The sequence below is a fragment of the Microbacterium sp. NPDC087592 genome (genome assembly GCF_044743585.1).
Lineage (GTDB): Bacteria > Actinomycetota > Actinomycetes > Actinomycetales > Microbacteriaceae > Microbacterium.
Map to the genome: position 1 here is coordinate 336,046 of NZ_JBIUWT010000003.1, position 25,510 is coordinate 361,555.

The 25,510-nt window shown below is 67.5% G+C and carries 26 protein-coding genes; 14 read left to right on the forward strand and 12 right to left on the reverse strand.

Annotation, left to right across the window (positions count from 1 at the left end; genetic code table 11):
- Positions 1-34 precede the first annotated feature (34 nt).
- Positions 35-1,114, reverse strand: coding sequence for a GNAT family N-acetyltransferase (locus tag ACIOTO_RS17955; protein ID WP_400858791.1), 1,080 nt, complete (start codon positions 1,112-1,114; stop codon positions 35-37).
- Between the two features lie 64 nt (positions 1,115-1,178).
- Entirely contained in the window at positions 1,179-1,460 is a 282-nt protein-coding gene (locus tag ACIOTO_RS17960) for a hypothetical protein (RefSeq protein WP_029263529.1), read from the reverse strand.
- Between the two features lie 533 nt (positions 1,461-1,993).
- On the opposite strand from ACIOTO_RS17960, the gene smc reads away from it, so the two are divergent.
- Positions 1,994-5,539 (forward strand): chromosome segregation protein SMC, encoded by a 3,546-nt coding sequence (gene smc, locus ACIOTO_RS17965; protein ID WP_400858792.1) that lies wholly within the window; start codon positions 1,994-1,996, stop codon positions 5,537-5,539.
- A gap of 108 nt (positions 5,540-5,647) precedes the next feature.
- On the opposite strand, the gene ACIOTO_RS17970 is transcribed toward smc, so the two are convergent.
- Entirely contained in the window at positions 5,648-6,331 is a 684-nt protein-coding gene (locus ACIOTO_RS17970) for an alpha/beta fold hydrolase (protein ID WP_400858793.1), read from the reverse strand.
- 28 nt (positions 6,332-6,359) lie between these two features.
- Here ACIOTO_RS17970 and ftsY point away from each other — a divergent pair, with 28 nt between their 5' ends.
- Both ftsY and ACIOTO_RS17980 read left to right on the forward strand, forming a co-directional pair.
- The gene (gene ftsY / locus ACIOTO_RS17975) at positions 6,360-7,232 is read left to right on the forward strand and encodes a signal recognition particle-docking protein FtsY (protein ID WP_301113521.1); all 873 of its coding nucleotides are present in this window, start codon (positions 6,360-6,362) and stop codon (positions 7,230-7,232) included.
- A gap of 44 nt (positions 7,233-7,276) precedes the next feature.
- A complete protein-coding gene (locus ACIOTO_RS17980; protein WP_029263525.1) occupies positions 7,277-7,777 on the forward strand; it encodes a DUF2004 domain-containing protein in 501 nt (166 codons plus the stop codon).
- A gap of 36 nt (positions 7,778-7,813) precedes the next feature.
- Here ACIOTO_RS17980 and lipA read toward each other — a convergent pair whose 3' ends face one another.
- On the reverse strand, positions 7,814-8,803 hold the full coding sequence (lipA, locus tag ACIOTO_RS17985; protein ID WP_400858794.1) for a lipoyl synthase: 990 nt from the start codon (positions 8,801-8,803) through the stop codon (positions 7,814-7,816).
- Positions 8,800-9,453, reverse strand: coding sequence for a lipoyl(octanoyl) transferase LipB (gene lipB / locus ACIOTO_RS17990; RefSeq protein ID WP_400858795.1), 654 nt, complete (start codon positions 9,451-9,453; stop codon positions 8,800-8,802). Before lipB ends, lipA begins: the two co-directional genes overlap by 4 nt.
- A gap of 95 nt (positions 9,454-9,548) precedes the next feature.
- Here lipB and ACIOTO_RS17995 point away from each other — a divergent pair, with 95 nt between their 5' ends.
- From ACIOTO_RS17995 to ffh, 4 genes are read left to right on the forward strand one after another with little or no spacing between them, the layout of a single operon-like run.
- Positions 9,549-10,136, forward strand: coding sequence for a TetR/AcrR family transcriptional regulator (locus ACIOTO_RS17995; protein ID WP_400858797.1), 588 nt, complete (start codon positions 9,549-9,551; stop codon positions 10,134-10,136).
- A gap of 35 nt (positions 10,137-10,171) precedes the next feature.
- A complete protein-coding gene (locus ACIOTO_RS18000) occupies positions 10,172-10,834 on the forward strand; it encodes a hypothetical protein (RefSeq protein ID WP_400858799.1) in 663 nt (220 codons plus the stop codon).
- A complete protein-coding gene (locus ACIOTO_RS18005; protein WP_400858800.1) occupies positions 10,831-11,337 on the forward strand; it encodes an RNA polymerase sigma factor in 507 nt (168 codons plus the stop codon). Before ACIOTO_RS18000 ends, ACIOTO_RS18005 begins: the two co-directional genes overlap by 4 nt.
- 13 nt (positions 11,338-11,350) lie before the next feature.
- Positions 11,351-12,910 carry a signal recognition particle protein gene (ffh, locus tag ACIOTO_RS18010; RefSeq protein ID WP_029263519.1) on the forward strand — a complete coding sequence of 520 codons (1,560 nt, stop codon included), beginning with the start codon at positions 11,351-11,353 and terminating at the stop codon, positions 12,908-12,910.
- Positions 12,911-12,917: 7 nt separating this feature from the next.
- Here the strand turns inward: ffh and ACIOTO_RS18015 are convergent, their stop codons facing one another.
- Positions 12,918-13,835, reverse strand: coding sequence for an EamA family transporter (locus ACIOTO_RS18015; RefSeq protein ID WP_400858802.1), 918 nt, complete (start codon positions 13,833-13,835; stop codon positions 12,918-12,920).
- Positions 13,836-13,913: 78 nt separating this feature from the next.
- Between ACIOTO_RS18015 and ACIOTO_RS18020 the strand changes: the two genes are divergently transcribed.
- A complete protein-coding gene (locus tag ACIOTO_RS18020; protein ID WP_400858804.1) occupies positions 13,914-14,840 on the forward strand; it encodes a LysR family transcriptional regulator in 927 nt (308 codons plus the stop codon).
- A 7-nt stretch (positions 14,841-14,847) separates the two neighbouring features.
- On the opposite strand, the gene glpK is transcribed toward ACIOTO_RS18020, so the two are convergent.
- From glpK to ACIOTO_RS18035, 3 genes are all read right to left on the reverse strand, one after another.
- A complete protein-coding gene (gene glpK, locus ACIOTO_RS18025; RefSeq protein ID WP_400858805.1) occupies positions 14,848-16,362 on the reverse strand; it encodes a glycerol kinase GlpK in 1,515 nt (504 codons plus the stop codon).
- A gap of 38 nt (positions 16,363-16,400) precedes the next feature.
- A complete protein-coding gene (locus tag ACIOTO_RS18030; RefSeq protein ID WP_400858807.1) occupies positions 16,401-17,156 on the reverse strand; it encodes an MIP/aquaporin family protein in 756 nt (251 codons plus the stop codon).
- A gap of 93 nt (positions 17,157-17,249) precedes the next feature.
- Positions 17,250-18,959, reverse strand: coding sequence for an FAD-dependent oxidoreductase (locus tag ACIOTO_RS18035; RefSeq protein WP_400858808.1), 1,710 nt, complete (start codon positions 18,957-18,959; stop codon positions 17,250-17,252).
- A gap of 103 nt (positions 18,960-19,062) precedes the next feature.
- Here ACIOTO_RS18035 and ACIOTO_RS18040 point away from each other — a divergent pair, with 103 nt between their 5' ends.
- A complete protein-coding gene (locus ACIOTO_RS18040; protein WP_400858810.1) occupies positions 19,063-20,034 on the forward strand; it encodes a sugar-binding transcriptional regulator in 972 nt (323 codons plus the stop codon).
- A gap of 23 nt (positions 20,035-20,057) precedes the next feature.
- On the opposite strand, the gene ACIOTO_RS18045 is transcribed toward ACIOTO_RS18040, so the two are convergent.
- Positions 20,058-21,209 (reverse strand): glutamate--cysteine ligase, encoded by a 1,152-nt coding sequence (locus tag ACIOTO_RS18045; RefSeq protein WP_262000871.1) that lies wholly within the window; start codon positions 21,207-21,209, stop codon positions 20,058-20,060.
- A 210-nt stretch (positions 21,210-21,419) separates the two neighbouring features.
- Between ACIOTO_RS18045 and rpsP the strand changes: the two genes are divergently transcribed.
- From rpsP to trmD, 4 genes are read left to right on the forward strand one after another with little or no spacing between them, the layout of a single operon-like run.
- Positions 21,420-21,854 (forward strand): 30S ribosomal protein S16, encoded by a 435-nt coding sequence (gene rpsP / locus ACIOTO_RS18050; protein ID WP_029263511.1) that lies wholly within the window; start codon positions 21,420-21,422, stop codon positions 21,852-21,854.
- 6 nt (positions 21,855-21,860) lie between these two features.
- Positions 21,861-22,091, forward strand: coding sequence for an RNA-binding protein (locus ACIOTO_RS18055; protein ID WP_017830729.1), 231 nt, complete (start codon positions 21,861-21,863; stop codon positions 22,089-22,091).
- The gene (gene rimM / locus ACIOTO_RS18060) at positions 22,075-22,692 is read left to right on the forward strand and encodes a ribosome maturation factor RimM (protein ID WP_400858811.1); all 618 of its coding nucleotides are present in this window, start codon (positions 22,075-22,077) and stop codon (positions 22,690-22,692) included. The genes ACIOTO_RS18055 and rimM overlap by 17 nt, the downstream gene beginning before the upstream one ends.
- Before the next feature lie 19 nt (positions 22,693-22,711).
- On the forward strand, positions 22,712-23,431 hold the full coding sequence (gene trmD, locus ACIOTO_RS18065; protein WP_105709861.1) for a tRNA (guanosine(37)-N1)-methyltransferase TrmD: 720 nt from the start codon (positions 22,712-22,714) through the stop codon (positions 23,429-23,431).
- A gap of 35 nt (positions 23,432-23,466) precedes the next feature.
- Here trmD and ACIOTO_RS18070 read toward each other — a convergent pair whose 3' ends face one another.
- Both ACIOTO_RS18070 and map read right to left on the reverse strand, forming a co-directional pair.
- Positions 23,467-24,060 carry a histidine phosphatase family protein gene (locus ACIOTO_RS18070; RefSeq protein WP_400858812.1) on the reverse strand — a complete coding sequence of 198 codons (594 nt, stop codon included), beginning with the start codon at positions 24,058-24,060 and terminating at the stop codon, positions 23,467-23,469.
- Positions 24,061-24,106: 46 nt separating this feature from the next.
- Positions 24,107-24,889 carry a type I methionyl aminopeptidase gene (map, locus tag ACIOTO_RS18075; protein ID WP_262000874.1) on the reverse strand — a complete coding sequence of 261 codons (783 nt, stop codon included), beginning with the start codon at positions 24,887-24,889 and terminating at the stop codon, positions 24,107-24,109.
- Between the two features lie 109 nt (positions 24,890-24,998).
- On the opposite strand from map, the gene ACIOTO_RS18080 reads away from it, so the two are divergent.
- Complete coding sequence (locus ACIOTO_RS18080) at positions 24,999-25,487, forward strand: MFS transporter permease (protein WP_262000875.1); 489 nt, start codon at positions 24,999-25,001, stop codon at positions 25,485-25,487.
- Positions 25,488-25,510: the final 23 nt, after the last annotated feature.

Below are 25,510 nucleotides of genomic sequence, written 5' to 3' on the forward strand. Positions count from 1 at the left end.
CATCCCGAAGAATGAGATCGGACCCGCACGTGCCTCAGAGCTTCTTCTGCCACCCGCCGGCGTACGATACCGGCCGGAAGCCGATCTTCTCGTTGATGCTGAGCATGGGGCGGTTCTCCTCCGCGTTGAACGTGGAGACGACGGGCGACTCCGGCATCAGTGCCTGCCAGCGCAGCAGGTTCGCGCACTTCACGATCGTCCCGAGGCGATGACCGCGGTGGCCCTTCGACACCAGGGTGCCGTACTGATGGGTGACGCCCGTGTGATCGGTCCCGATCAGCAGCTCGTTGTAGGCGACGATGTCGCCGGTGGGGACGTGCTGCACGGCGGCGACCGAGACGACACGTCCGGAGTCGGCGATTCGCCCATCCCGCCGCGCGACACGATCGGCGTCCCACACCTCGGCGACGAAGTCCATCTCCCCGCTCGGGGCGTCTGTCGACAGGCGAGCGAGGATGCCGGCGTATGCCGCGCGCAGTTCCGGCGGCGTCGGCAGCATCCACTCCACGATCCGGTACTCCGAACCGGCATGAGCGTTCGCCTCCGCCAGCGCCGTGCGCAGGAGCGCCGGGTCGGAGTGCAGATCGAACTCGCTGTTCCGCTCGACCTGCTCGAGCGTGTAGCCGGCGGATTCGGCCAGATCGCTCAGGGGCGTGGCAGGCACGCGGCCCCACCCGGTCCTCGGCACGAGCATGCGCTCGGTCTCTTCCGGCCGGTGCAGGCTCCACAGCTGCAGAACGGTGCGACCGCGCGACCTGGCCTCCTCCTCGGCGCGCGCGAGCAGCGCGTTCTCGATGCCATGACCCCAGTGCGCCTCCGGCACGAGCATGTCGATCTCGCCGGCGTTCGCCTCCTCCTCCTGCGCGAAGGAGATCGTCACCATGCCGACGATCTCACCGTCGACACGGGCGACGAAGCCGCGGTCAAGCGAGTCGGTGTCGTCCTGCCAGCCGGGCAGAACCTGCGCCGCCTCCAGGGCGAGGCCCGGAAGTCCGACCTGCTCGTCGCAGATCTGGCGGTTGAGTTCGCCGTACGCCCGGAACTCCGCCGCCGTGTCGTCATCGATCGAGGTCGGGACGATCAACGGCGTGATCGTCGGTTCAGCGATGGTCATGTCAGGTCCTTACTGGTGTGGGTTCAAGAGGGATGCGGGACTCGGCGTCCCACGGGCGAGGGAATCAGCGGATACCGCGCTGCAGGGCGAAGGCGGTGAGGACGCCCAGCTCATGTTCGGCGCGGCGACGTTGCTCGGAGATCAGCAGCTCCGCCGACTCGATGTGGACGGCGCGACGTTGCCGACGCGGGCGCTGAGACCGTTGGAGCAGCCAGAGGCCGATCCGGAGAGAGAGGCGATCCGTGAGCGCCAAACGGCGGAGCTCATCGTCACGGGGGATCTGGAAGACCTCGCGGTCCTCGGTATCGGGCGGGTGGGTGATGTTGCGGCGCAACGTGGTATTCACGAGAGAGTCCTTCGAAAGGGAAGTGGGCGTGCGGGTGCAGGAGACGTCGCACCTCGATGGCGAGCATGGCCGCCAGGGGCGCGGACGACGGCGGCTCCTCGGACCACGAAGTGTGGGAGCCGAAGGCGGCGAGATCCATGTTCCGGTTGCGGAACAGAGGGTGGGGCGCGGATGCACCGACCGGAGAGAGGAGGCCCACTACAGGCCGTGATTCTCGGGGTGCGCTGCTACGAGAGCGCGCTGATGCGGACGCCGGCGGTCACCGAGAACGCAGGGCGCAGCGCAGAGTGCGCGGGCGCGGCAAGGCCAGTGGCCTGTGCGTTGAGCTGAATCATCATCATCGGTAACCTCCTTTCGTGTGGCGATCCGGAGGAAACGGTAGCGAACTCGAGCGGGCAGCGTCAAGCGTTTCCGTCTCCTACGGCGTGTCGTCGAGCGGCATCGGTTCGACGAACGCCCGCGCGGGATGACGGCTGAAGCCCGTGATTCCGGTAGCGTAGCGGCGTGATTCTCCCCGGACGAGCGGTGCCCGCATGCATCTGAAGAGCCTGACGCTCAAAGGGTTCAAGTCGTTCGCGCAGCCGACGAGCTTCGTCTTCGAGCCCGGCGTGACCTGCATCGTCGGCCCCAACGGGTCGGGCAAGTCGAACGTCGTCGACGCCCTTGCCTGGGTGATGGGGGAGCAGGGCGCGAAGACGCTCCGTGGCGGAAAGATGGAGGACGTCATCTTCGCGGGCACTTCGACGCGGGGCCCGCTCGGGCGCGCTGAGGTGCAGCTCACGATCGACAACGCCGACGGTGCCCTCCCGATCGAGTTCGCCGAGGTCACGATCAGCCGCACGCTGTTCCGCAACGGGTCGAGCGAGTACGCGATCAACGGCGAAGGATGCCGGCTCCTCGATGTGCAGGAGCTTCTCAGCGACTCCGGACTGGGCCGCGAAATGCACGTGATCGTCGGGCAGGGGCGCCTCGACACGGTACTGCAGGCCTCTCCCGAGGACCGGCGGGGCTTCATCGAAGAGGCGGCGGGAATCCTCAAGCATCGCCGCCGCAAGGAGAAGACCCTCCGCAAGCTCGATGCGATGGAGGCGAACCTCACCCGTCTCAGCGACCTGGCGGGGGAGATCCGCCGTCAGCTCAAGCCGCTCGGGCGCCAGGCGGAGATCGCGCGCGAGGCGCAGACGATCGCTGCCGTCGTGCGTGATGCGAAGGCCCGGATCTTCGCGGACGACGTCGTCGCGCTGCGTACGGCTCTCGCCGACCACACCCGTACCGAGCACGAACGCCACACCGAGCGGCTGGTCCTGTCGGACCAGGCCGAAGCGGTGCGAGCGAGTATCGCTCGGCTGGAACAGGATCAGAACTCTGTCGCCGTCGATCAGGCCCGGAGCGTGGCCTTCGGTCTGGAGCAGGTGCAGGAGCGGATGCGCGGACTCTACACGCTCGCGAACCAACGCCTGGCGCTGCTCGGATCCGAAGACGACGACGCTGCCGTCACCGCCGTCACCGTGACCCAGGCCACTATCGATGAGGCGAAGGACGAGATCGACGTGATCTCGGCCGGTCTCGGCGACGCGCAGGATGCGGCGGCGTCGGCGAGCCGTGACGTCGTGCACGCCAGGGCTGAGCTCGACACGCTCGATGTGGACATCGCCGAGCAGAGTGCGCTGGTGTCGGAATACGACATGCGCCTCTCGGCGCTGCGCGGCACCGCTGACGCCGCGGCCTCGGCACTCGCCGCCGTGCGAGGCGCGGTGCTTCGTCAGGAGAACGCGCTCGAGGCGGCGAACGCGCGCAGGCGGGAGGCTGCCGAGGCGCTCGAGGCGATCGACGATGCCGAAGCGCCCGAGGGTACCGCCGTCGAACATGCGGCCGCGTACGAGAGCGCGCAGCGGGCGGCGACAGCCGCGGAGGCCGAGCGGGAGACTCTGCGTGAGCGACTGCATGCGGCCGAGCGTGAGGTCGACTCCCTGACCGCGAAGGCCGCGGCCCTGAGCAGTGCTCTGGCCCTGTCGGGTGGCGCCGCCGAGATCGTCAAAGCCGGCGGAAAGGGCATTCGCGGACTCGTCGGAGACGCCGTGCAGGTCCGTGCCGGCTACGAAGCGGCGATCGCCGCGGTCCTCGGTCCGCTCACAGAAGGCGTTCTCATCGACACTGCGGCCGACGCTTTCGCCCAGGCGGCAGAAGCTGCCGAGAACCGCAGGGGAGTCGTCGACTTCGTCGTCGCCGACGCGCTTCGTCCAGAGCCCGTCGCCGCCCCGATCGAGGGCGTCACACCCGCGGTCGAGACTGTGACGGCACCCGACGGTGTGCTGGGCATCCTGTCGCACGTTCTGATCGCAGACGATCTGGGCGCCGCCCGTGTCGCGCGCACGGCGCTCGACGGAGCCGGGGACACCTCGACCACCATCGTGACCGTCGGGGGCGACGTGATCACCGCCCAGACGCTGCGCACCGGGTCCGGAGGCGAACGATCGCGACTCGAGCTCGCGGCGGAGCGGGATGCCGCCGCCGAGCGACTGGCGGAGATTCAGATCGTGGTGGACTCGCTCCGCGAAGCGCGCGAGGACGCGAACGAAGCAGTCGAGACGACCAGACGCCAGGCGAAGGACGCGCTCCGTGCACTGCGCGAGCATGATGCAGCCCTCGCCACCCACGCCGAGCAGGTGAACCGGGTCACCGTCCGCCACGAATCCGCGGTCGCCGAATGCGAGCGACTCGAAACCGGCCTGGCCCAAGCGCAGGCCGCCGTGTCCGATGCGGAGGCGAAAGCGGAAGCCGCCAAAGCTGCGCTGGACGAGGCGATCGCGGCTCCGCGTCCGGTCCTCGACGCTTCCGCGCGAGACGGGCTGCTCGAGACGCTCGAGATGGCCCGTGAGGGCGAGGTGCGAGCGCGGCTGGAGATCGAGACGCTGCGGGAACGCGTGCGCGCGGCCCAGGCGCGGGTCACGAGTCTCGAGCGGCAGCGCGAGCAGGAGCGCGATGCCGCGGCCGAAGCGGCGCGGCGTGCGGTGATCCGTCGTGCCCAGCGCGAAGCGGCTTCGGGCGTCGCGGAGGAGCTGCCGCGGATCCTCGACTCCCTCGACCGCTCGGTCACCGAGGCGCGCCTGGCCCTGGCCGAGGCGGAGGCCGCGCGTTCGGCGCAGAACGAGGAGCTCGTCGGGCTCCGCGCCCAGGAGACGTCGCTGCGGGAGCGCCTCGCGGGTCTGACCGAGAGCGTGCACGGTCTCGAGCTGCAGATCCACGAGAAGAAGCTCCATCTCAACAGCCTGCTCGAGCGGGTCTCGTCTGAGCTGGCCCTCGACGAAGATATTCTCGTCGCGGAATATGGCCCTGATCAGCTCGTACCGCGTGACCCGGGAGTCGAGCACCCCGCAGACGAGCTACTCGACGACACGGCGATCCCCTTCGACCGCCGCATCCAGCAGCGCCGTCTGGCCGATGCCGAGCGGAAGCTTGCACAGCTCGGACGCGTCAACCCGCTGGCGCTCGAGGAGTTCGCCGCGCTGGAGCAGCGCCATGCCTTCCTCACCGAGCAGTTGGCCGATCTCACGCAGACGCGTCAGGACCTCCTGACGATCATCGCCGACCTCGACGAGCGCATGCAGACCATCTTCGCGAGCGCCTTCGAGGACACGAAGGAGGCGTTCGGTCAGGTCTTCCCGCTGCTGTTCCCCGGTGGCACGGGGAGCATCTCCCTCACCGACCCGGAGAACATGCTGACCACCGGCATCGAGGTGTCGGTGCGTCCGGTCGGGAAGAAGATCGAGCGACTCTCGCTGCTCTCCGGTGGTGAGCGTTCGCTGGCCGCGGTCGCCCTGCTCGTGGCGATCTTCAAGGCGCGGCCGAGCCCGTTCTACATTCTCGACGAGGTCGAGGCGGCGCTCGATGATGCGAACCTGGGGCGCCTGCTCACGGTGTTCGAGCAGCTGCGAGAGAGCTCCCAGCTGTTGATCATCACGCACCAGAAGCGCACGATGGAGATCGCCGACGCCCTTTACGGAGTCTCGATGCGCCAGGACGGCGTGTCGGCGGTCGTCGGTCAGCGCGTGGGGGACCGGGCCGCAGCTGCCGTCTGACCGGGTCCATCCGACCGGACGCGCCTGATCGTCAGGCGAGACCCCAGACGATCGTGTCGCGTCGGCGCGTCGCCGTCGACCCGCCATCGACACGCCACGAACCTCCGACTATCGGCCGACGGCGCGGCGCAAGAATTCGTCGACCATACCGGCGAACTCCGGCAGATCCTGGGAGCGGTGCTGTGCGCCGCGCAGAATCCGATGCTCCGCGCCTTCCGCTGTCAGCACGGTGGCGATCTCCTCGTACTCGTCATTCCAGCCACCGGTGACCACGAGCGTCGGGATACCGCGGACCATCGGTGCCCGGACGCCGTGGCCCCAGGGGAGATTCTTGCGGGACGAGTGCTCCGCGAGGCGGTGCTCCTGATCCCACCGTGTGGCATCGAACGGCCCGCCGAACATCAGCGGTCGCATGATCGCCCAGAACCCCCGGAGGTCGCCGGTCGCCGACAGAGAGCGGGCCTCTGACACGAGGCCGATATGGCGTTCGACCGCCTCAGCGCCGCGAGCGATGTCGTAGAGCGCGGGTTCGACGAGCACCAGTCCGGCTACGTCGAGGGTGCTTGAGGCCGCCGCCAGCACGGCGGGGACGGCCCCGATTGAGTGCGCGTAGACGACCACTCGTCGCCCCGCATGGTCACGCACGAGGTGCGTCACCTGCTCCTCTATGCTCGCCTCTTCGGGGAAAGCGAGATATTCGCCGGCGCCCGCTCCCTGCCCTGGCCAGGCGGCCGTGCCGGTTCGTCCCGACCCGTGGAGGTACAGGCGCTCGACGTCGGAAGCGGAGTTCATTCCCCGACGCTACCCGTAGGCTGGAGGGATGGCGGAGAAGTCCTGGTCTCTCGGTCGCGCACTGCGCGGCATGTTCGTCAAGCCCACCATCGACGAGACGACGTGGGAGGACCTCGAGACGGCGCTGATCACGGCCGACTTCGGGCCTGACATCAGCGAACGCGTCGTCGAGGAGCTGCGTGCCAAGGTCGACAAGTACCGCACGACCGATCCTCGGGACCTCCAGCGCATGCTGCGCGAGACCCTCGAAGAGCACTTCGCGAAGTTCGACACGACACTCAAGCTCACCGAGCGTCCGGCGGTCGTGCTGGTCGTCGGCGTCAACGGTGTCGGCAAGACGACGACCATCGGCAAATTCACCAAGTTCCTCCGCGGCTATCAGCGCAGTGTCGTCGTCGGTGCAGCTGACACGTTCCGTGCTGCGGCCGTCGACCAGCTCGCCACCTGGGCGCAGCGCGGGGGAGCGGCGATCGTCCGTCCGCAGCAGGAGGGCCAGGACCCCGCTTCCGTCGCCTTCCAGACGGTCGAGTACGCCAAGCGGGAAGGGATCGAGATCGCGATCATCGACACCGCCGGCCGCCTGCACACCAAGGGCGGGCTCATGGACGAGCTCTCCAAAGTGAGACGCGTCATCGAGAAACAGGCTCCCATCAGCGAGGTGCTGCTGGTCCTCGACGCCACGACGGGCCAGAACGGCGTGATGCAGGCCGAGGCGTTCCTGGAGCACGCGGGCGTCACGGGGCTCGTCCTGACCAAGCTCGACGGTTCCGCGAAGGGCGGGTTCGTGCTTGCGGTGCAAGAGCGCACCGGCATCCCCGTGAAGCTGCTCGGGCAGGGCGAGGGGATCGACGATCTCACCGGATTCACCCCCCATGTATTCGTCCAGTCGTTGGTCGGTTGATGACGGGACTACCGCAGTGAGCACGAGGCTGGTTTCATAGCGTTATGGCGATCGAACACGACTACTTCGGACTCCTGTCCTCGGGCCCCGACGGCTCGATCTTCTGGTCGGAGACCGTCGAGCTCGGTGACCAGAGCGTCACCGTGGATCTGACCGCTCCGGACCAGGACGACGTGTCCGCGGACGCGCTGGACATCGCCGCGGGTCTCATCGCCGGACTCGAGAACGTCGACGACACCGCCCGCCGGGGCATGCTCGCCGAGGTCGATGACCGCACCAGCGAGGTGACCGAGTACATCCTCCAGCAGCAGGAGGCCTACGGCGACGATCTCCCCGAGGTCCTCGTCGACGTGTCAGGGGATGCGGCCGTGGACATCATCCGCTCGCTGCGCCTCATGAGCATGACCATACTCGCCGACGAGCACGGAGGCTCGGAGCCCTTCGCCGTCCTCGAGTACGCCCTGGATGACAGCTCATCCGACGACGTCCTGCTCGTGAATCTCGGCTCGGACGGCACGGTGCAGTCGGTGATGAGCGCCGACTGAGCCACCGCGCCGGGGTGCACCCGGGACGACGGTCGATCAGACGGCCTGCGCGAACCCGAGGTCGGCGCTCTCTGCGATGTGCGACAGGTGGTCGGGGATCTCGCGCCCCTTGGACACCATCGACTGTGCCCACAGGCGCCCCGCACGGTACGACGACCGCACCAGCGGACCTGCCAGCACGCCGAGGAAGCCGATTCGCTCCGCCTCTTCCTTGAACTCGACGAATTCGGCCGGCTTCACCCATCGCGCGACCGGCAGGTGGCGGGGCGTGGGGCGGAGGTACTGCGTGATCGTGATGATGTCGCAGCCGGCTTCGTGCAGATCGTTCAGGGCTTGCACGACCTCTTCCGGCTCCTCGCCCATGCCGAGGATCAGGTTCGACTTCGTGATCAGTCCCGCATCGCGTGCCTGGGTGAGGACGTTCAGCGAGCGCTCATAGCGGAACGCGGGACGGATGCGCTTGAAGATGCGGGGCACCGTCTCCACGTTGTGGGCGAACACCTCCGGGCGGGCGTCGAAGATCTGTCCCAGGAAAGCGGGGTCGGCGTTGTGTTCGTTCGCGAGCAGCTCGACCCCGGTGTTCGGGTTGAGTTCGTGGATCTTCCGCACGGTCTCCGCGTTGAGCCACGCTCCGGTGTCCGGCAGATCGTCGCGGGCGACGCTCGTCACCGTGGCGTAGCGCAGGTTCATCCGTGCCACACTCTCGGCGACGCGGCGAGGCTCGTCGGTGTCGTAGGCATCCGGCTTGCCCGTGTCGATCTGGCAGAAGTCGCATCGACGGGTGCATTGAGAGCCGCCGATGAGGAATGTCGCCTCGCGATCCTCCCAGCACTCGTAGATGTTCGGGCAGCCGGCCTCCTGGCACACCGTGTGCAGATCCTCACTCTTGACGAGGGAGTGGAGTGCCGTGTACTCCGGGCCCATCTTCGCCTTGGTCTTGATCCACTCCGGTTTCCGTTCGATCGGCGTCTCCGCGTTCCGGATCTCGAGTCGCAGGAGCTTGCGGCCCTCGGGGGCGGCGGTCATGCGCGGGCTCCTGTCAGCTCGGTGCGACCGTATGCGGTGACGAATGCCTCCGTCACCGCATCGACGAGATCGAGGGGGGACACGGCGGCGCCGACGACCTCGCTCACCGTCGTGACGCCGGCGTCGGTGATGCCGCACGGGACGATGCCCTGGAATCCGGCGAGCGTGTTGTCGCAGTTGATCGCGAAGCCGTGCATCGTCACCCCTTGCTGTACCCGTACACCGATCGCTGCGACCTTGTCCTCGGAAAGCGGGCGCCGCACCCACACTCCGCTCCGACCGTCGACCTGATAGCCCTCGATCCCGAAGGGCTTGAGGATGTCGATGAGGAGGCGCTCCAGGCGACGCACATGCGCGACGACGTCGATGGGCTCGATCAGCCGCACGATCGGATACCCCACCAGCTGCCCCGGGCCGTGCCAGGTGATCTTGCCCCCGCGGTCCACATCGATCACCGGTGTGCCGTCCTGCGGACGCTCGTGCGCTTCGGTGCGTTTTCCCGCCGTGTAGACGGCCTCGTGTTCGAGGAGGATCAGCGTGTCCGGACGGATGTCGGCGACCACGCCGGCATGAACGCGTCTCTGCAGATCCCACCCGGCGACGTACGGCATGGGCGTCGGAGCGAACCCCGGAGTGAGGATGTCGAGCATCACGCTCTCCTTCTCTGATTAATTGGACCGAGGGCAACAATACTCCTCCGACGGTTGTCCGGTGCCTTCGGGCCGCGTCGCGGTAGCGTGAAGGCATGAGTTCCCCCGGTCGAGCAGGGCGCCCGAAGGCGTCTTCTCGAGAGACGCTCGCGGAGGCGGCATGCGAGCTCTTCCTGGAGCGCGGGTACGACGCGACGTCGGTGGCGGACATCACCCAGCGGGCCGGAGTGAGCAGGTCGAGCTTCTTCAACTACTTCACGTCGAAGAGCGACGTGCTCTGGTCAGGCGTGGACGAGCGCATCGGCGAAGCGATCCGGTCGCTCGGTGCGCTGGGGCGCGAGGCATCCGGCGATGCGGTGCGCCGGATCCTGCTGCTGGTCGTGCACGGTTTCGAGCCGGATCCGCTCGCCCTCGCGCTCCGCAATGCGGCGGCGATGGGTTTGCAGGATGAGCTCGTCAGGGACACCGGGCTCCGTCTGGCGCGGCTTTCCGATGCCGTCGCCGCCGCGGCGCGGACCGCGGGAATCGACGTCATCCGCGCCGACATCCTCGGAGCCGCCTACGCCGCAGCCGTGCTGTCGGCGCTGCGCGTCTGGGCGGAGCAGGGCGCGGGGCGCGGAACGCCGGAGGTCGTGCTGCGCGAGGCGCTCGGCCTGATCAACGACCTTCCCTGGCGAGAGTGACTCGCGCGGACGAAACGTCGTGAGCCGGACAGGTCATGAGTGAACCCACCCCCGAGGAGGAACTCATGATTCGAGACCAGTTGGACGAGCTGCTGGATGCGTCGGCACCGCCGCCCGCGACGATCCGGTCCGTCGACACGCGTGCGATGCTCGCCGAAGCGAGAACCGTCGCGAGGCCGCGGCGGAGTGGCCGCCGAGCAGCGGTGCTGAGTGGAGCGCTGGGCCTCCTGCTCGTCGGCGGTGCGGGCATCGCGACCGCGTCGTCAGACTGGCTCTGGGGGTCAGGGCTGGAGGATCCCGACCGAAGCTACACGTACACCTCGCCCACCTGGGGAGAATGCGAGATCCGCTACAGCGGTTGGGATACCCACAACCCGGTCACCCAGCTCCAGGTCAACCGGATCATCGACGAGTGGTTCGCGAACACGGATGTCGAAGTGGCCGCGGAACCGTATGTGGCGGAGCAGCTCGCCGCCGTCGAGGCTGATCTGGCTGCGTCGGAGGAGACAGCCACGGATCCGCGGCAGCCTGACCTGAACGCGTGGCGAGCGCACGATCAGGCCCTCTCCATGGCGCTGTACGAGGAGCTGAAGGCCAACGGGATAGACACCGGTCGTGGTGACCTGGCAGGCACGGATTCGCACAGCCAGCTCCATTGCGAAGGGGAGGACTGGGACGGCGAGGGGGGTACACCGTGACCCGTCACCCGGAGGATGCGTTGCTCCTCGCGGCCTTTGAGGCGAGCGCGTCGGATCTATTCGCGTACCTCTCGCGTCGAGTCGGCCCCGACGACGCTGCAGATCTCCTGAGCGAGACCATGGTCGTCGCGTGGCGCCGTGTTCGTCGACTGCCCGACGATCCCGAGCGTGCACGGATGTGGTTGTTCGGCGTTGCACGCGGAACGCTGCTCAATCATTCGCGCGGGGAGCGTCGGCGATGGGCGCTGGCGGACCGCATTCGTTCTCACGTCTCGCAGGAGCTTTCGACGGCCCCTGCGGACGCGGGCGCAGAGGTACGCGATGCGATCTCGCGTCTCGACCCGGACCTCGCCGAACTCGTCCGCCTGGTGCACTGGGACGGTTTCTCCCTGACCGACGCGGCCGAACTGCTGGGGGTTCCCGCGTCGACGGTGCGGGGGCGCTACCAGAGGGCGAAGGTCGAGCTCCGCGCCGCGCTGAGCGTGGAGGCTCCACTCGCGTAGAATCGACAGCACCATGGCTACCTTTGGCACGCTCTCCGATCGACTCACCGAGACCTTCCGCAATCTGCGCACGAAGGGAAAGCTCACTGCTGCCGACGTCGACGGCACCGTGCGCGAGATCCGCCGCGCACTGCTCGACGCCGACGTCGCACTCGTCGTCGTCAAGGAGTTCACCGCGAAAGTACGCGAACGCGCCCTCGGCGACGAGGTCAACAAGGCGCTGAACCCCGCACAGCAGGTCGTCCAGATCGTCAACGAGGAACTCGTGCAGATCCTCGGCGGCGAACAGCGGCGTCTGCAGTTCGCGAAGACCGCACCGACCGTCATCATGCTCGCGGGCCTGCAGGGTTCCGGTAAGACGACCTTCGCGGGCAAGCTCGCGAAGCAGCTCGAGGGGGAGGGGCACACGCCTCTCCTGGTGGCCGCCGACCTCCAGCGCCCGAACGCCGTCAACCAGCTGCAGGTGGTGGCCGAGCAGGCAGGTGCTGCGGTCTACGCGCCCGAGCCCGGCAACGGTGTCGGCGATCCCGTGAAGGTATCGCGCGAGGGCGTCGAGTACGCGCGTCGTCAGCAGCACGACGTCGTGATCATCGACACCGCGGGTCGTCTCGGCGTCGATGCCGAGCTCATGAAGCAGGCCGCCGACATCCGCAAGGCCGTCGACCCCGATGAGGTCCTGTTCGTCATCGACGCGATGATCGGTCAGGATGCCGTCAACACGGCGAAGGCGTTCCAGGAGGGTGTCGACTTCACCGGCGTCGTCCTGTCCAAGCTCGACGGCGATGCCCGCGGTGGGGCGGCGCTGTCGGTGGCCTCGGTCACCGGTCGTCCGATCATCTTCGCCTCCACAGGAGAGCGTCTCGAAGACCTCGAGCCGTTCCACCCCGACCGCATGGCGAGCCGCATCCTCGACCTCGGCGACATCCTGACCCTCATCGAGCAGGCCCAGCAGGCCTTCGATGAGGAAGAGGCCATGAAGATGGCCGAGAAGCTCGCGACCGAGGCCTTCACCCTCGAGGACTTCCTCGACCAGCTTCAGCAGATGAAGAAGATGGGTTCGATGAAGAAGATGCTCGGGATGCTCCCGGGCATGGGGCAGATGAAGCAGCAGCTCGAAGACTTCGACGAGCGTGAGATCGACCGCACCGAGGCCATCATCCGCTCGATGACCCCGGGGGAGCGTCGCAACCCCAAGGTGCTCAACGGCTCGCGTCGTCTGCGCATCGCGCGTGGTTCCGGCATGACCGTCACGGACGTGAATCAGCTGGTGCAGCGCTTCGAGCAGGCCGCGAAGATGATGAAGACCGTGGCCCGCGGCGGCACGCCGAACATTCCCGGTATGGGTGCGGTCCCCGGAATGGGGCGCCCCGGCGCGTCGTCGAAGCGGGGCAAGAAGGGCAAGTCGTCGAAGGGATCCCGCTCGGGGAACCCCGCCAAGCGCGCGGCGGAGAACGCCGGAATCACCGCGACCTCGACGCCGACCGGTTCGGGCTTCGGCCTCGGTGGTGCTGCAGGCCAAGCGCCGAGTGAGGCCGACCTCGCCGAGATCCAGAAGCTGTTCGGCAAGGGCTGAACCGCGCTCAGCGCGGAGCGGCCAGGGCGGCGGCGGATGAGGTCTCCCGCGATCTCCCGATGTCTGCGGTTGGCCGCCGGGCGACGATCTGACCCAGGACGAGCGCGCCGATCGTCAGGACGAGGCCGATCGCTTGGACACCGGTGAACCGCTCGCCCGCGACCAGCACCCCCAGGATCGTCGCGACGATGGGGGAGAGTAGTGCGAGTAGGCCCGGCGCGATCACTGGGAGCTGCTGGATGCCTCGGAACCACAGCGTGTACGCGACGATCCCGCCGGCGGTGCCGAGCCAGAGATAGCCGAGCGCGGCTCCACCGTCGATCGCGGCGGGCACGCCTTCGACCGCGAGTGTGAGCGGGAGCAGCAGCAATCCACCAGCCGAAAGCTGCCATCCGGCGTACGCGACGGGACCGACTCGGTCAGGCCGTCCCCAGCGTTTGGTGAGGATCATCCCCGCTCCGGTGGCGGTGACGCCTCCGACCGCAGCCAGCACACCCCAGAAGTCGAGTTCCGCGGCCGGCCCCAGGACGACGAGCGCCACGCCGCCGGCTCCGATGACCGCCGCCGCTGCGGTGAGGGGTCTGATCCTCTCCTGCAGGACGAGGGCGCCGAGTATCAGCACGATGAGCGGTTGAGCTCCCGCAACAGCAGCGGCGACTCCGCCGGGAAGCCGCTCGGCCGCCAGGAACAGGAGGGGGAAGAAGGCGCCGATGTTGAGCGCGCCGAGCACGAAGGACTTCCACCACCACGACCCGTGGGGCAGTCGTCGGCTGATGAGCACGGCTAGCAGCCCGGCCGGGAGGGCGCGAAGTAGGCCGGCGAAGAGTGGATGGCCCGGCGGAAGCAGCTCGGTGGTGACGAGGTACGTCGTTCCCCAGGCGATGGGGGCGAGTGCGGTCAGCAGCACGAGCGTGAGGCGGTTCATGGTTCCAGCGTGCTCCCCGCGCTGACATGAGTCCAATGCATGTTTGTCACGTTATCCATGAAGTGACATCATGAACGAATGGAACTCCAGCAGCTCCGATACGTCGTCGAGGTAGCGGAGACCTCCAGCTTCACTCGGGCCGCCGAACGCTGCTTCGTCACGCAATCGGCGTTGAGCCATCAGATCGCCGCTCTCGAGCGCGAACTCGGTCAGCGCCTCTTCGTGAGATCGAGTCGCAGCGTTCGCCTGAGCGAGGCGGGGGAGGCGTTCCTGGAGCACGCGCGGACGGCGCTCCGGTCGGCGGAGCAGGCGCGGGAGAGCGCAGCCGCAGCGGCGGGCGTGGTGACCGGCACGCTGCGGATCGGGGTCATCCCGACGGTGACCGCCGTCGATATCCCGGAGGTGCTGGTCGCGTACCGAGCCGCGCATCCGTTCGCGAGGGTCGAGCTGCAGGTGGGGAACAGCGACGTGCTGATGGCGCGCCTGCGTCACGGGGAACTCGATGTCGCTCTGCTCGGCCTGCGCGAAGGAGCGGAACCACTCGGGGTGGCTTCGCGTGTACTCTCTCGTGACCGGCTGGTGGCGGCATTCCCTCGTGGGCATGAGCTCTGCGAGACAGGCGCGCTGACGCTCCATGACCTCGCCGGTGCGACGTTCGCCGATTTCCCGGCAGGCACATCGGGGCGTGCGCAGAGTGATGCCGCCTTCGCCTCCGCCGGGCTGACGCGGGATGTCGCCTTCGAGGCGGACTCCGCCACCCTTCTCCTCGGGCTGGTCGCCGCCGGACTGGCCGTGACCCTGCTCGCGCCGGGGACGATCGCACGATCTGCGGCGGATGTAGCCACCGCCGACATCCGCGAAGGTCCCGTACGCGTGGAGCACCTGGCATGGGACCTCGCGGCACCACGGAATGTGGCGAAGGCCTTCCTCGCCGTCATTGACGACGTCGTTCCCGGGAACGCGAAAGCGGGCCCGGAGGAGCACTCCGGACCCGCTTTCCTGTGACGTCAGGTCACTTCACGTCGTCGTCGACCCAGTCCATCGACTTGGTGACGGCCTTGCGCCACAGGCGCAGCTGACGGTCGCGCTCCGCGTCCTCCATGGAGGGCTCCCAGCGCTTGTCTTCCTGCCAGTTCGCGGACAGGTCATCCAAGCCGTTCCAGAATCCGACGGCGAGGCCGGCAGCGTACGCTGCGCCGAGTGCCGTCGTCTCTGCGACGACCGGGCGCACCACCGGCACGCCGAGCACGTCGGCCTGGAACTGCATGAGCGCATCGTTGGCGACCATGCCGCCATCGACCTTGAGCTCGGTCAGGTCCACTCCGGCGTCGGCGTTGACCGCATCGAGCACGTCGCGAGTCTGGAAGGCCACGGCCTCCAGCGCAGCGCGCGCGATGTGGTTCTTGTTGGCGTAGCGGGTGAGGCCCACGATCACGCCGCGGGCGTCCGAGCGCCAGTACGGTGCGAACAGACCCGAGAAGGCCGGGACGATGTACACGCCGCCGTTGTCCTCGACCTGCTCGGCCAACTTCTCGACCTCGGGGGCCGAGGAGATGATGCCGAGCTGGTCGCGCAGCCACTGGATGAGCGATCCCGTGACAGCGATGGAACCCTCCAGCGCGTAGTGGGTCGGTCCGTCGCCGAGCTTGTACCCGACAGTGGTCAGCAGCCCGTTCTTCGAGTGGACGATCTCCTCGCCCGTGTTGAAGATCAGGAAGCAGCCCGTGCCGTAGGTGTTCTTGCTCTCGCCGGTCTGGAAGGCGGCCTGTCCGAACGTCGCGGCCTGCTGGTCGCCCAGGATGCCGGCGATCGGCGTCTCGCGCAGGAGCGACGAGCTCTCGGCGGTGCCGTACACCTCGGAGGAGGAGCGGATCTCCGGCATCATCGAGCGCGGCACGCCGAACGCCTCGAGGATGTCGTCGCGCCACTCGAGCGTCTCGAGGTCCATGAACATCGTGCGGGAGGCGTTGGTGACGTCCGTGACGTGCACTCCGCCGTCGACTCCACCCGTCAGGTTCCAGAGAACCCAGCTGTCGGTGGTGCCGAAGATCAGGTCGCCCGCCTCCGCCTTCTCACGCGCGCCCTCGACGTTCTCGAGTATCCAGGCGATCTTGGTGCCGGAGAAGTACGTCGCCAGCGGGAGGCCGACGACCGGCTTGAACCGCTCGACGCCGCCGTCAGCCGCCAGGCGGTCGACGATGCCCTGCGTGCGGGTGTCCTGCCAGACGATCGCGTTGTAGGCCGGCTTCCCGGTCTTCTTGTCCCACACGACAGCGGTCTCGCGCTGGTTCGTGATACCGACGGCGGCGATGTCGTGACGCGTCAGATCGGCCCGGCCGAGGGCCAGCCCGATGACCTCCTGCACGTTGCGCCAGATCTCGGCCGCGTCGTGCTCGACCCAACCGGCCTTCGGAAGGATCTGTTCGTGCTCCTTCTGGCCGGTCGCGACGATGCTGCCCTTCTTGTCGAAGATGATCGCGCGACTCGACGTCGTTCCCTGGTCGATGGCGATGATGTAGTCAGCCACTTGTGCTCTCCTTTGAATTCAGTGCGATGGGGTGTGCGTCAGCCGGCGAGGCCGAGCAGCACGGGTGCAGCGAGGGCGGCGATCACACCACCGATGAGGGGGCCGACGACGGGGACCCACGAGTAGGACCAGTCGCTGGCGCCCTTGCCCTTGATCGGCAGGATCGCGTGAGCGATGCGCGGACCGAGGTCACGGGCGGGGTTGATCGCGTAGCCGGTCGGGCCACCGAGAGAGGCGCCGATGCCGACCACGAGCAGGGCCACCGGAAGCGCGGTGAGCGGGCCGAGGCCCCCGGGAACGCCGATCTCGATGTCCCCGTAGTCGGCGAACGCGAAGATGCCGAACACGAGCACGAAGGTGCCGATGATCTCCGTCACGAGGTTCCAGCCGTAGGAACGGATGGCGGGGCCGGTGGAGAAGACGCCGAGCTTGTTGGCGGCCTCCGGCTCCTCGTCGAAGTGCTGCTTGTAGGCGAGCCAGACGATGATCGCACCGAGGATGGCACCGACGAGTTCTGCCGCCGTGGCGGTGAGGAACATCACGAAGCTGATCTTGCCGGCGACCAGGAGGCCGATGCCGACGGCAGGGTTGAGGATCGCACCGGAGTATGCGGAGACGAGCACACCGGCGAAGACCGCGAGGCCCCATCCCCAGTTGACCATCAGGAAGCCGCCGCCGAAGCCCTTGTTCTTCGCAAGAGCCACGTTGGCGACGACACCACATCCGAGGATGATCAGCATCGCTGTGCCGACCAACTCCGAGAGGAAGTAGAGACCGAGATTCACATCAGCCATGTCTTCTTTGACCTTTCTTGTGTGTCGGGGCCCCTCTGCCCCGACACGTTATGAGGGGTTGCGCCGCGAGGAGGGCGGCAGTTCGAAGTCCGATCAGCCGCGGGTGCGGGATCGGATATCGAGTCCGTGTCGATCGTTCAGCAGCTGGCGCGTCTGGTCGAGCTCGGCGTCGTGGCGCGAGCGGTCCCAGCCGAGCATCGGTGCGAGCGCATCGGCGATCTCATCGAGCACCTCGGCGTCGGCGTTGCCGGTGAAGGCGATGCTCGTGCGGCGGAGCACGATGTCCTCCAGGCGCGCCACCATCTCGTTGTGCACCATCCACTCGAGTTCGCGGGTGGAGAGGTCGCCGCCGGCAAGGGGAGAGTCCGGTCCCTGCTCGACGTACGCCCACACGTCCGCCGCGCGGGTTCCGTATCTCGCGAGCAGCTGGTCGGCACGTGCCCCGGCGCCGGGGAGGTTCTCCTGGATCCAGATCCGGCGTGCCTTCTCAGTGCGCGGGAACTCGCGGCCGCCGCCGATCGCGCGTCCGGCGGTGGAGACTGTCCTGGTGCGGTCGATCAGGCTCAGCACGGTGTCGGAGAGCGACTCGCCGAGCGCGCGGAACGTGGTCCACTTGCCGCCGACGAGGCTGACGAGCGGGACGGCACCCTTCTCATCGACTTCGATGCGGTAGTCGCGTGACACGAACCCGGGGGCGGTGTCCTCGTGACGCGGCAGCGGACGGATACCGGAGAACTTGTAGACGATCTGATCGCGGGAGACCGGAATCGTCGGGAAGACGTGGTGGATCAGTTCGAAGAAGTAGTCGACCTCTTCCTCCGTGCACACCGGGACCTCGCGCGGGTCGGCGTCGATGTCGGTGGTGCCGACGAGCACTCGTCCCTTGAGCGGGTAGATGAGGACGATGCGGCCGTCGGAGTGTTCGAAGAAGATCTCCCGGCCCTGCGTCGCCTCGAGAAGCTCCGGGTGGTCCAGCACGATGTGCGAACCCTTGGTGCCTCCCATGAACCGCGTGTCCTCGCCGAGGGCGTCGTTCGTGAGGTCCGTCCAGGGGCCGGAGGCGTTCACCACCACGTCGGCGTGCACGCGGAATTCGGTTCCGCTCTCGCGATCGCGGAGGACGACCTCATCGCCTTCGCGCGCGATCGCCTCGACGTAGTTGAGTGCATGCGCTTCGGGGTGCGCTGCGCGACCATCCTGGAGCACGTCGAGCGCGAGACGCTCGGGGTCGTGCATCGAGGCGTCGTAGTAGGTCGCCGTGTACTTGATGCTCGGGTCCAGCGAGGGCAGCTCTGCGAGTGACTTCTTCCGACCGAGGAAGCGGTGTCGGGGCACCATCCCGCCGTCACGCGAGAACGTGTCGTAGATCGTCAGACCGACCTTGATCAGGAACGCGCCGCGCTCCTGCGGCTTGCCGCTCTTGTGCGTCAGGAACCTCAGAGGCGCGGAAAGGATGCCCGAGAACGTGGAGTAGATCGGGATGGTCGTCTGCAGTGGCTTCACGTAGTGAGGGGCGATCTTGAGCAGTCCGTTGCGCTCCTCGACGGACTCGCGCACGAGCCGGAACTCGCCGTTCTCGAGATAGCGGATGCCGCCGTGGATCATGTGGCTCGATGCGGAGGATGCGCCGGAGGCGAAGTCTCCTCGTTCGACGAGCAGCACGTCGACTCCCTGGAGTGCCAAGTCACGGAACGTGGAGATCCCGTTGATCCCGCCGCCGATGACGAGGACGCTCGTGCGTCCGGATTCACGGACGGCGCGAACCTCTGCGCGCTCCGCTGACGAGTGTGTGGAATCGATCATCGTCGACCCTCTCTTCCTTACTTGCCAACCAGCATCGACCTGTGTGGCATCCCGCGCAAGCCCACTGCACATATGTGCAAGGATCGAGGGTGAGGAGGCCACGATGGTCGGTCAGAGCGCGGAAATCCGCGATAGCAAGCTGATCGCGGCGCTCACTGCCGCGCAGCTCTACTACATGCAGGACAAGACGATGGAGGTGATCGCGCAGGAGCTCGGCACCTCCCGTTCCTCGGTCTCTCGACTCTTGAGCTTCGCCCGGGAGAGCGGCCTGGTCGACATCCGCATCAATTCACCGCTGGAGCGGCTGGGCATGCTCGAGCAGCGCATCCGTGACCGGCATCGGGTGGCCGCACATGTCGTTCCCATGCCCGAGATCCTCAGCGAGGTGGAACGACTCGAGCGCGTCGCGCTCACGGCCGGGCGCCTGCTGTCGCAGTTCGTCGACTCCAACATGATCATCGGTGTGGCCTGGGGATCGACGATCAGTGCGGTGAGCCGCGGCCTCACGCAGAAGGAGACGCACAACACGACCTTCGTGCAGCTCAACGGGGCGGGCAACACCCAGACCACCGGCGTCGAGTACTCCAGCGACATCCTGCAGCGGTTCGGCAGTGCCTTCGGCGCGCAGGTGCAGCAGTTCCCCGTTCCTGCCTTCTTCGACGACCCTGCGACCCGGGAGGCGATGTGGCGCGAACGCAGCACCCGTCGAGTCCTCGATCTGCAGGCGAAGATGGACGTCGCGGTCTTCAGCCTCGGGTCTCCGGCTGCCGAGGTCCCGAGTCGTGTGTACGTCGGCGGATATCTCGGGCGCGACGACTACCGCAGCCTGCGCGAGGATCACGCGATCGGTGACGTCGCCACGGTGTTCTTCCGGTCAGACGGCTCCTGGCGGGATATCCGTGTGAACGCCAGGGCGACCGGGCCGGGGCTCGACCGCCTGCGTCGCGTTCCGCGACGGATATGCGTCGTTTCGGGCATCCCGAAGCTGGTGAGCCTCCGGGCCGCCCTCTCCGCCGGGCTCATCACCGACGTCGTCCTGGATGAGGGACTCGCCCGGCGTCTCGTCGAGGACTGAGTCGCCGCCGGTAGAGTCCGGGGCTACGCGCCTTCCGTCGAGGACTCGGGTCCGGAACGGAACTCGCGGATGAGGTGCTGCACGACGGCGGTGAGATCACCGGCGGTGGCGTTCGCGATCACGAGCTGACGTTCGTAGCTGGCCCCGTTCTCGAGGGTGACGGCGTTGTTGCCGAATTCGCGGACGCAACCGAGTTCCACAGCCACGGGCGCCAGCTCATCGAGGACTTCGGCGAGATGCTCTCGCACCGGGCGCTGCGTTCCGGCCGCATCGACGATGACCCGTGCGTCGAGCCCGTATCGCGCCGCGCGCCACTTGTTCTCCCGGTGGAACCACGCCGGGAGTTCGGGAAGGGCCCGCCCCTCGTCGAGCTCACGGGAGAAGTGCTCGACGAGCACCTGCACGAGCGCCGCGACCGACGCAAGCTCCGGCAGCGTCGAGAGGCCGTCGCACGCTCGCACCTCGATGGTCCCCCAGCGAGGAGCGGGACGGATGTCCCAGCGCACCTCCGTGGCATCCGCCATCACGCCGGTGCGGACCATGTCGTCGAGATACGACTCGTACTGGGACCAATCGCGCAACGGCCAGGGGAGTCCGGCCGTCGGAAGCTGTTGGAACACCAGCGCGCGGTTCGAGGCGTAGCCGGTGCGCTCGCCCGCCCAGAACGGACTCGACGCCGACAGGGCCTGCAGATGGGGGAGGTATGCCGAGAGCGCGTTGATGATGGGGAAGACCTTGCGCTGGTCTTCCACCCCGATGTGCACGTGGATCCCCCAGATCATCATGTTGCGACCCCACCACTGGGTGCGCTCGATGAGGGTGTGATACCGCGACTTGTCGGTGACCTCCTGATCGAACCACTGCGCGAACGGGTGACTGCCCGCCGACAGCAGCTCGATGCCGGCCGGGTCCGTCGCGGTGCGCACAGCCGTGATGGCGTTCGCGATGTCGTCGACTGCATGCGCCACGGAATCGCCGATCCCGCTCGTGACTTCGATCGTGTTCGTGAGCAGCTCGCCGGTGACGGTGTGGCGCTCATCCTCGCTCTCGGCTTCGAGCGCCGCCAGCAGTTCCGGGGCGCGTCCGACGAGGTCACCGCTCACGGGATCCGCGAGCATGATCTCCCATTCGAGGCCGACGGTGGATCGGGCGGAAGAGGCGAACTCGAGTTTCACCCGCACAGTCTGACACGCGGGCGACGCGACACGACAACGGCCGTTGCGCCACGTTTCGCGCCGGGCGCGAGGATCTGGCAGAATAGAGGGTCGGACGACCTGCTCGACCCTCTATCCAGCAGGTGTCCACACTCATTTGAGCTTCCGCCGGGTGTGCACCCCACTCTCCAGGCGATCAGTTCGTTTCCTTCCACACAATTCAGGAGAATCGTGGCTGTCAAGATTCGTCTCAAGCGCCTGGGCAAGATCCGTGCGCCGTACTACCGCATCGTCGTCGCCGACTCGAAGACCAAGCGCGATGGTCGCGTGATCGAGGAGATCGGCAAGTACCACCCCACCGAGGAGCCCTCGTTCATCGAGGTCGACTCCGAGCGTGCGCAGTACTGGCTCTCCGTCGGCGCGCAGCCGACCGAGCAGGTCGCCGCCATCCTCAAGATCACGGGCGACTGGGGCAAGTTCAAGGGCGACGCCGACGCGAAGTCCACGCTCAAGGTGAAGGAGCCCAAGGCTCCCTTCGAGATCGATGCGTCCAAGAAGTCCGTCGTCAAGCCGAAGGCCGAGAAGAAGGTGGAGGCCCCCGCTGAGGAGGCTCCCGCCGCGGCCGACGCGGAGGCCGCTGAGGCCCCCGCCGCCGACGCAGAGTAATCCGCCGTGCTCGCCGCCGCGCTCGAACACATCGTCAAGGGGATCGTCGATCACCCGGAAGATGTCCGCATCAATGAATCCACATCGCCGCGAGGCGACCTCCTCGAGGTGCGCGTGCACCCCGATGACCGTGGACGCGTGATCGGGCGCGGCGGCCGCACAGCCAAGGCCCTTCGCACCCTCGTCAGCGCGCTCGCTGACGGGCGTCGGGTCCGCGTCGATGTCGCGGACGACTGACGTGGTGCCGAAGGACCGCAACCAGGGCAAGAATCAGCTGCGCGTCGGGCGTCTCGTGAAGGCGCACGGCCTCAAAGGCGGCCTCAAGCTCGAGCTGTACACCGACAATCCGGCGGGTCGTTTCACCCCCGGTGCCGGCTTCACGGTGCAGGTGCCCGAGGCATCGCCGTGGCATGGCAAGGACATCACCGTTCGCGAATACCGTTTGATGAACGGGAATCCGGTCGTCTTCTTCGAAGATGTCGATGACCGAGAATCCGCCGAGAGCCTCGTGAAGGCGATCCTCTGGATCGACCAGGACGTCGATGAGGTCGAGGACGACGCGTGGTTCGATCACCAGCTCGTGGGGCTCGACGTCGTTCGCGACGATGCGGTCATCGGCCGGGTCATCCGCGTCGAGCACTTCCCGGCGCAGGATCTGCTCATCGTGAAGTCCGGCGAGAACGAGGTCATGGTCCCTTTCGTGGCCGCCATCGTCCCCACCGTCGACGTCTCGGCCGGTCGTCTGATCGTGACGCCGCCGCCGGGACTCTTCGAGGAGCTCCCCGACGCCGCGGATGCCGAGCAGCCGTCGGGCTCGGACGCCGAAGCCCCTGAGTGACCGCTGATACGGTTCCCCCGTGCGCATCGACGTCCTCTCCATCTTTCCGTCCTACTTCGACGGCCTGACGCTCTCCCTCCTCGGGAAGGCGCAGCACGCCGGCATCATCGACCTTCGCGTGCATGACCTCCGCGACTGGACGTCCGATCGTCACAACACGGTCGACGACACCCCGTACGGCGGTGGCGCCGGCATGGTCATGAAGCCGGAGCCATGGGGTCTTGCTCTCGATGACGTCGCCGGTCCGTCCGATACGGCGGGGGCCGAGCGACCGACCATCATCTTCCCGTCACCTGCCGGTGAGGTCTTCACGCAGAAGACCGCACGGGCGCTGGCCACCCATGAGCACCTCGTCTTCGGGTGCGGACGTTACGAGGGCATCGACGAACGCGTCTTCGAGTACGCAGCCGACCTCGGCGAGGTGCGCCTCATCAGCCTCGGGGACTACGTCTTAAACGGGGGAGAGGTCGCCACGATGGCGATGATCGAGGCGATCGGGAGGCTCATCCCCGGCGTCGTCGGCAATCCGGAAAGCCTCGTCGAGGAGTCGCACGAGGACGGGCTCCTGGAGTACCCCTCGTACACGAAGCCCGCTTCATGGCGCGAGCGGGCGGTGCCGGACATCCTGCTGAGCGGCAACCACGGGGCGATCGCCACCTGGCGCCGCGAGCAGCAGTTCGAGCGCACCAGGCTGCGTCGCCCTGATCTCCTCCCGGACGACGAGACCTCGCAGTCCTGACCGGGATCGACGCCGAATCCGCTCGGATGCGCCTGTCAGAGCATCCGCTCCGAGGTGCCATCGATCTCGAAGACCACGCCGTGCGGGTGTCTCAGGCCGAGGGCGTTCGACGCATCGAGTCCTCGTAGCTCCGCACGCAGCATCCGGCCGATCATCTCGTGGCTCACGAGCAGCGGCGTCCCCTCGGAAGCCCATCCGCAGCTGCTGAGGGCCTTTCGCGCTCGCGACCTGGCCTGCGCATAGCTCTCACCGCCGGGGAATGCCCACCCGTAGCGATTGGCGGCGCGCTCCTCTCTGGCCGTCGGATACGCCGCGTCGATCTCGTCCCAAGTCATACCCGCCAGCGCACCGTGATCGAGATCGGCGAGTTCCGGCACCTCAATGACCTCGGCCCCGAGCCGGTCAGCGATGATGACCGCGGTCTGCATGGCTCTACCGAGCGGGCTGGAGCACACGGTGAGCACGCCGGCGTCACCGAGGCGGTCGGCGATCGCGCGGGCTTGGGCGATGCCTTCGTCGGTGAGGGGCGAGTCGAGCTGACCCTGCAAGCGGTGTTCGACGTTCCACACGGTCTGACCATGCCGAGCGAGGAGAAGACGCTCCGGCACATGGCGATCCTGCGGAATCATGGACTCAGGATGGCATACGCCCTCGCGTTTCGGCTCGTGGCGCGGGTCAGTCCACGCCGAGGAAGGATCGGTCGGTCAGGATGATGGGGCCGTCTTCCGTGATCGCGATGGTGTGCTCGGAGTGGGCGCCGCGTGAACCGTCAGCGCTGCGCAGGGTCCATCCGTCGGGGTCGGTGACCAGCTCGTCTGTCGTCGCGAGGAGCCAGGGCTCGAGTGCGAGGACCAGGCCGGCCCTCAGGGGAAAGCCCCGGCCGGCGCGGCCGTCGTTCGGCACGTGCGGGTCCCCGTGCATCGTGCGTCCGACTCCGTGCCCACCGAAGTCGGTGTTGATCGAGTAGCCCTCGCCGTGTGCGATGGCGGCGACGGCCGCGGAGATGTCGCCGATGCGGTTTCCGACCGTTGCGGAGTCGATCGCGGCGGTCAGGGCGCGTTCGGTGGTACCGATGAGTCGAAGGTCTTCTTCACGAGCCGCGCCGACGACGAACGACACCGCCGAGTCGGCGACCCAACCGTCGACCGACACTGCGAAGTCGAGGGTGACGAGGTCGCCGTCACGCAGTGTGTAGTCATGGGGGAGGCCGTGCAGCACGGCGTCGTTGACCGAGGTGCAGATCACCTTGCCGAACGGACTCGCTCCGAACGAGGGGTGATAGTCGATGTAACACGACTCTGCGCCGGCCTTGCGGATCATGTCGTGTGCGCGGCGATCGATCGAGAGGAGGTTCGTCCCGACCTTCGTTTCGTCGCGCAGGGTCGCCAGTGTCTCGGCCACGAAACGTCCTGCGGCGCGCATCTCGTCGATCTCGGCAGGGGTGCGCAGTTCGATCATCGGGTTTCCTCTCGTCGTCTCCATTCTCCCTGATCCGGCGCGGGCGGTTCCCCGACCGCTCTCAGCGAACACCGGGCCGCAGGGGCGGGTGTCGTCGTACGATCTGATCATGTGGTTGCGACAGGCCTTCTTCCGCTGGCTCCTCCCGGCGGCGTTCCTCCTGCCGCTCTGGCTGCTGATCGGCTGGGGGGTCTTCCAGGGTGGCTGGTCCATTCTCTGGGTGCTGCTCATCGCGATGCCGTCCGTCTTCGTCGGACAGCTCCTGCTCACACTCCTGACGCGCTCGCGCCCGTCCGTTCGCATCGAGCGGGCCGTATCGTGGTGGGATGTCATCGGCTTCACGATCTGGAACGGGCTGACCATCGCCGTCGGCTTCTTCATCGACGGGGCTTTCCCGTGGTTGCTGACCGGCGCGATCGTCGCGGGCATCGCACTGATCTGGTTGCAGCTCTGGCAGCTGTGGAACGAGGCGAAGGGGAGCGGGACCCGACTGCGCGAGACCATCACCTGGTCCACGATCCCGCCCGTCAACGAACCTGCCCCTCCCACGCGCGCACACGAGATCATCGTGGTGCGGGAGACCGACGGCCGCGACTGAGGTCAGCGTTTTGGCCGGGCGCG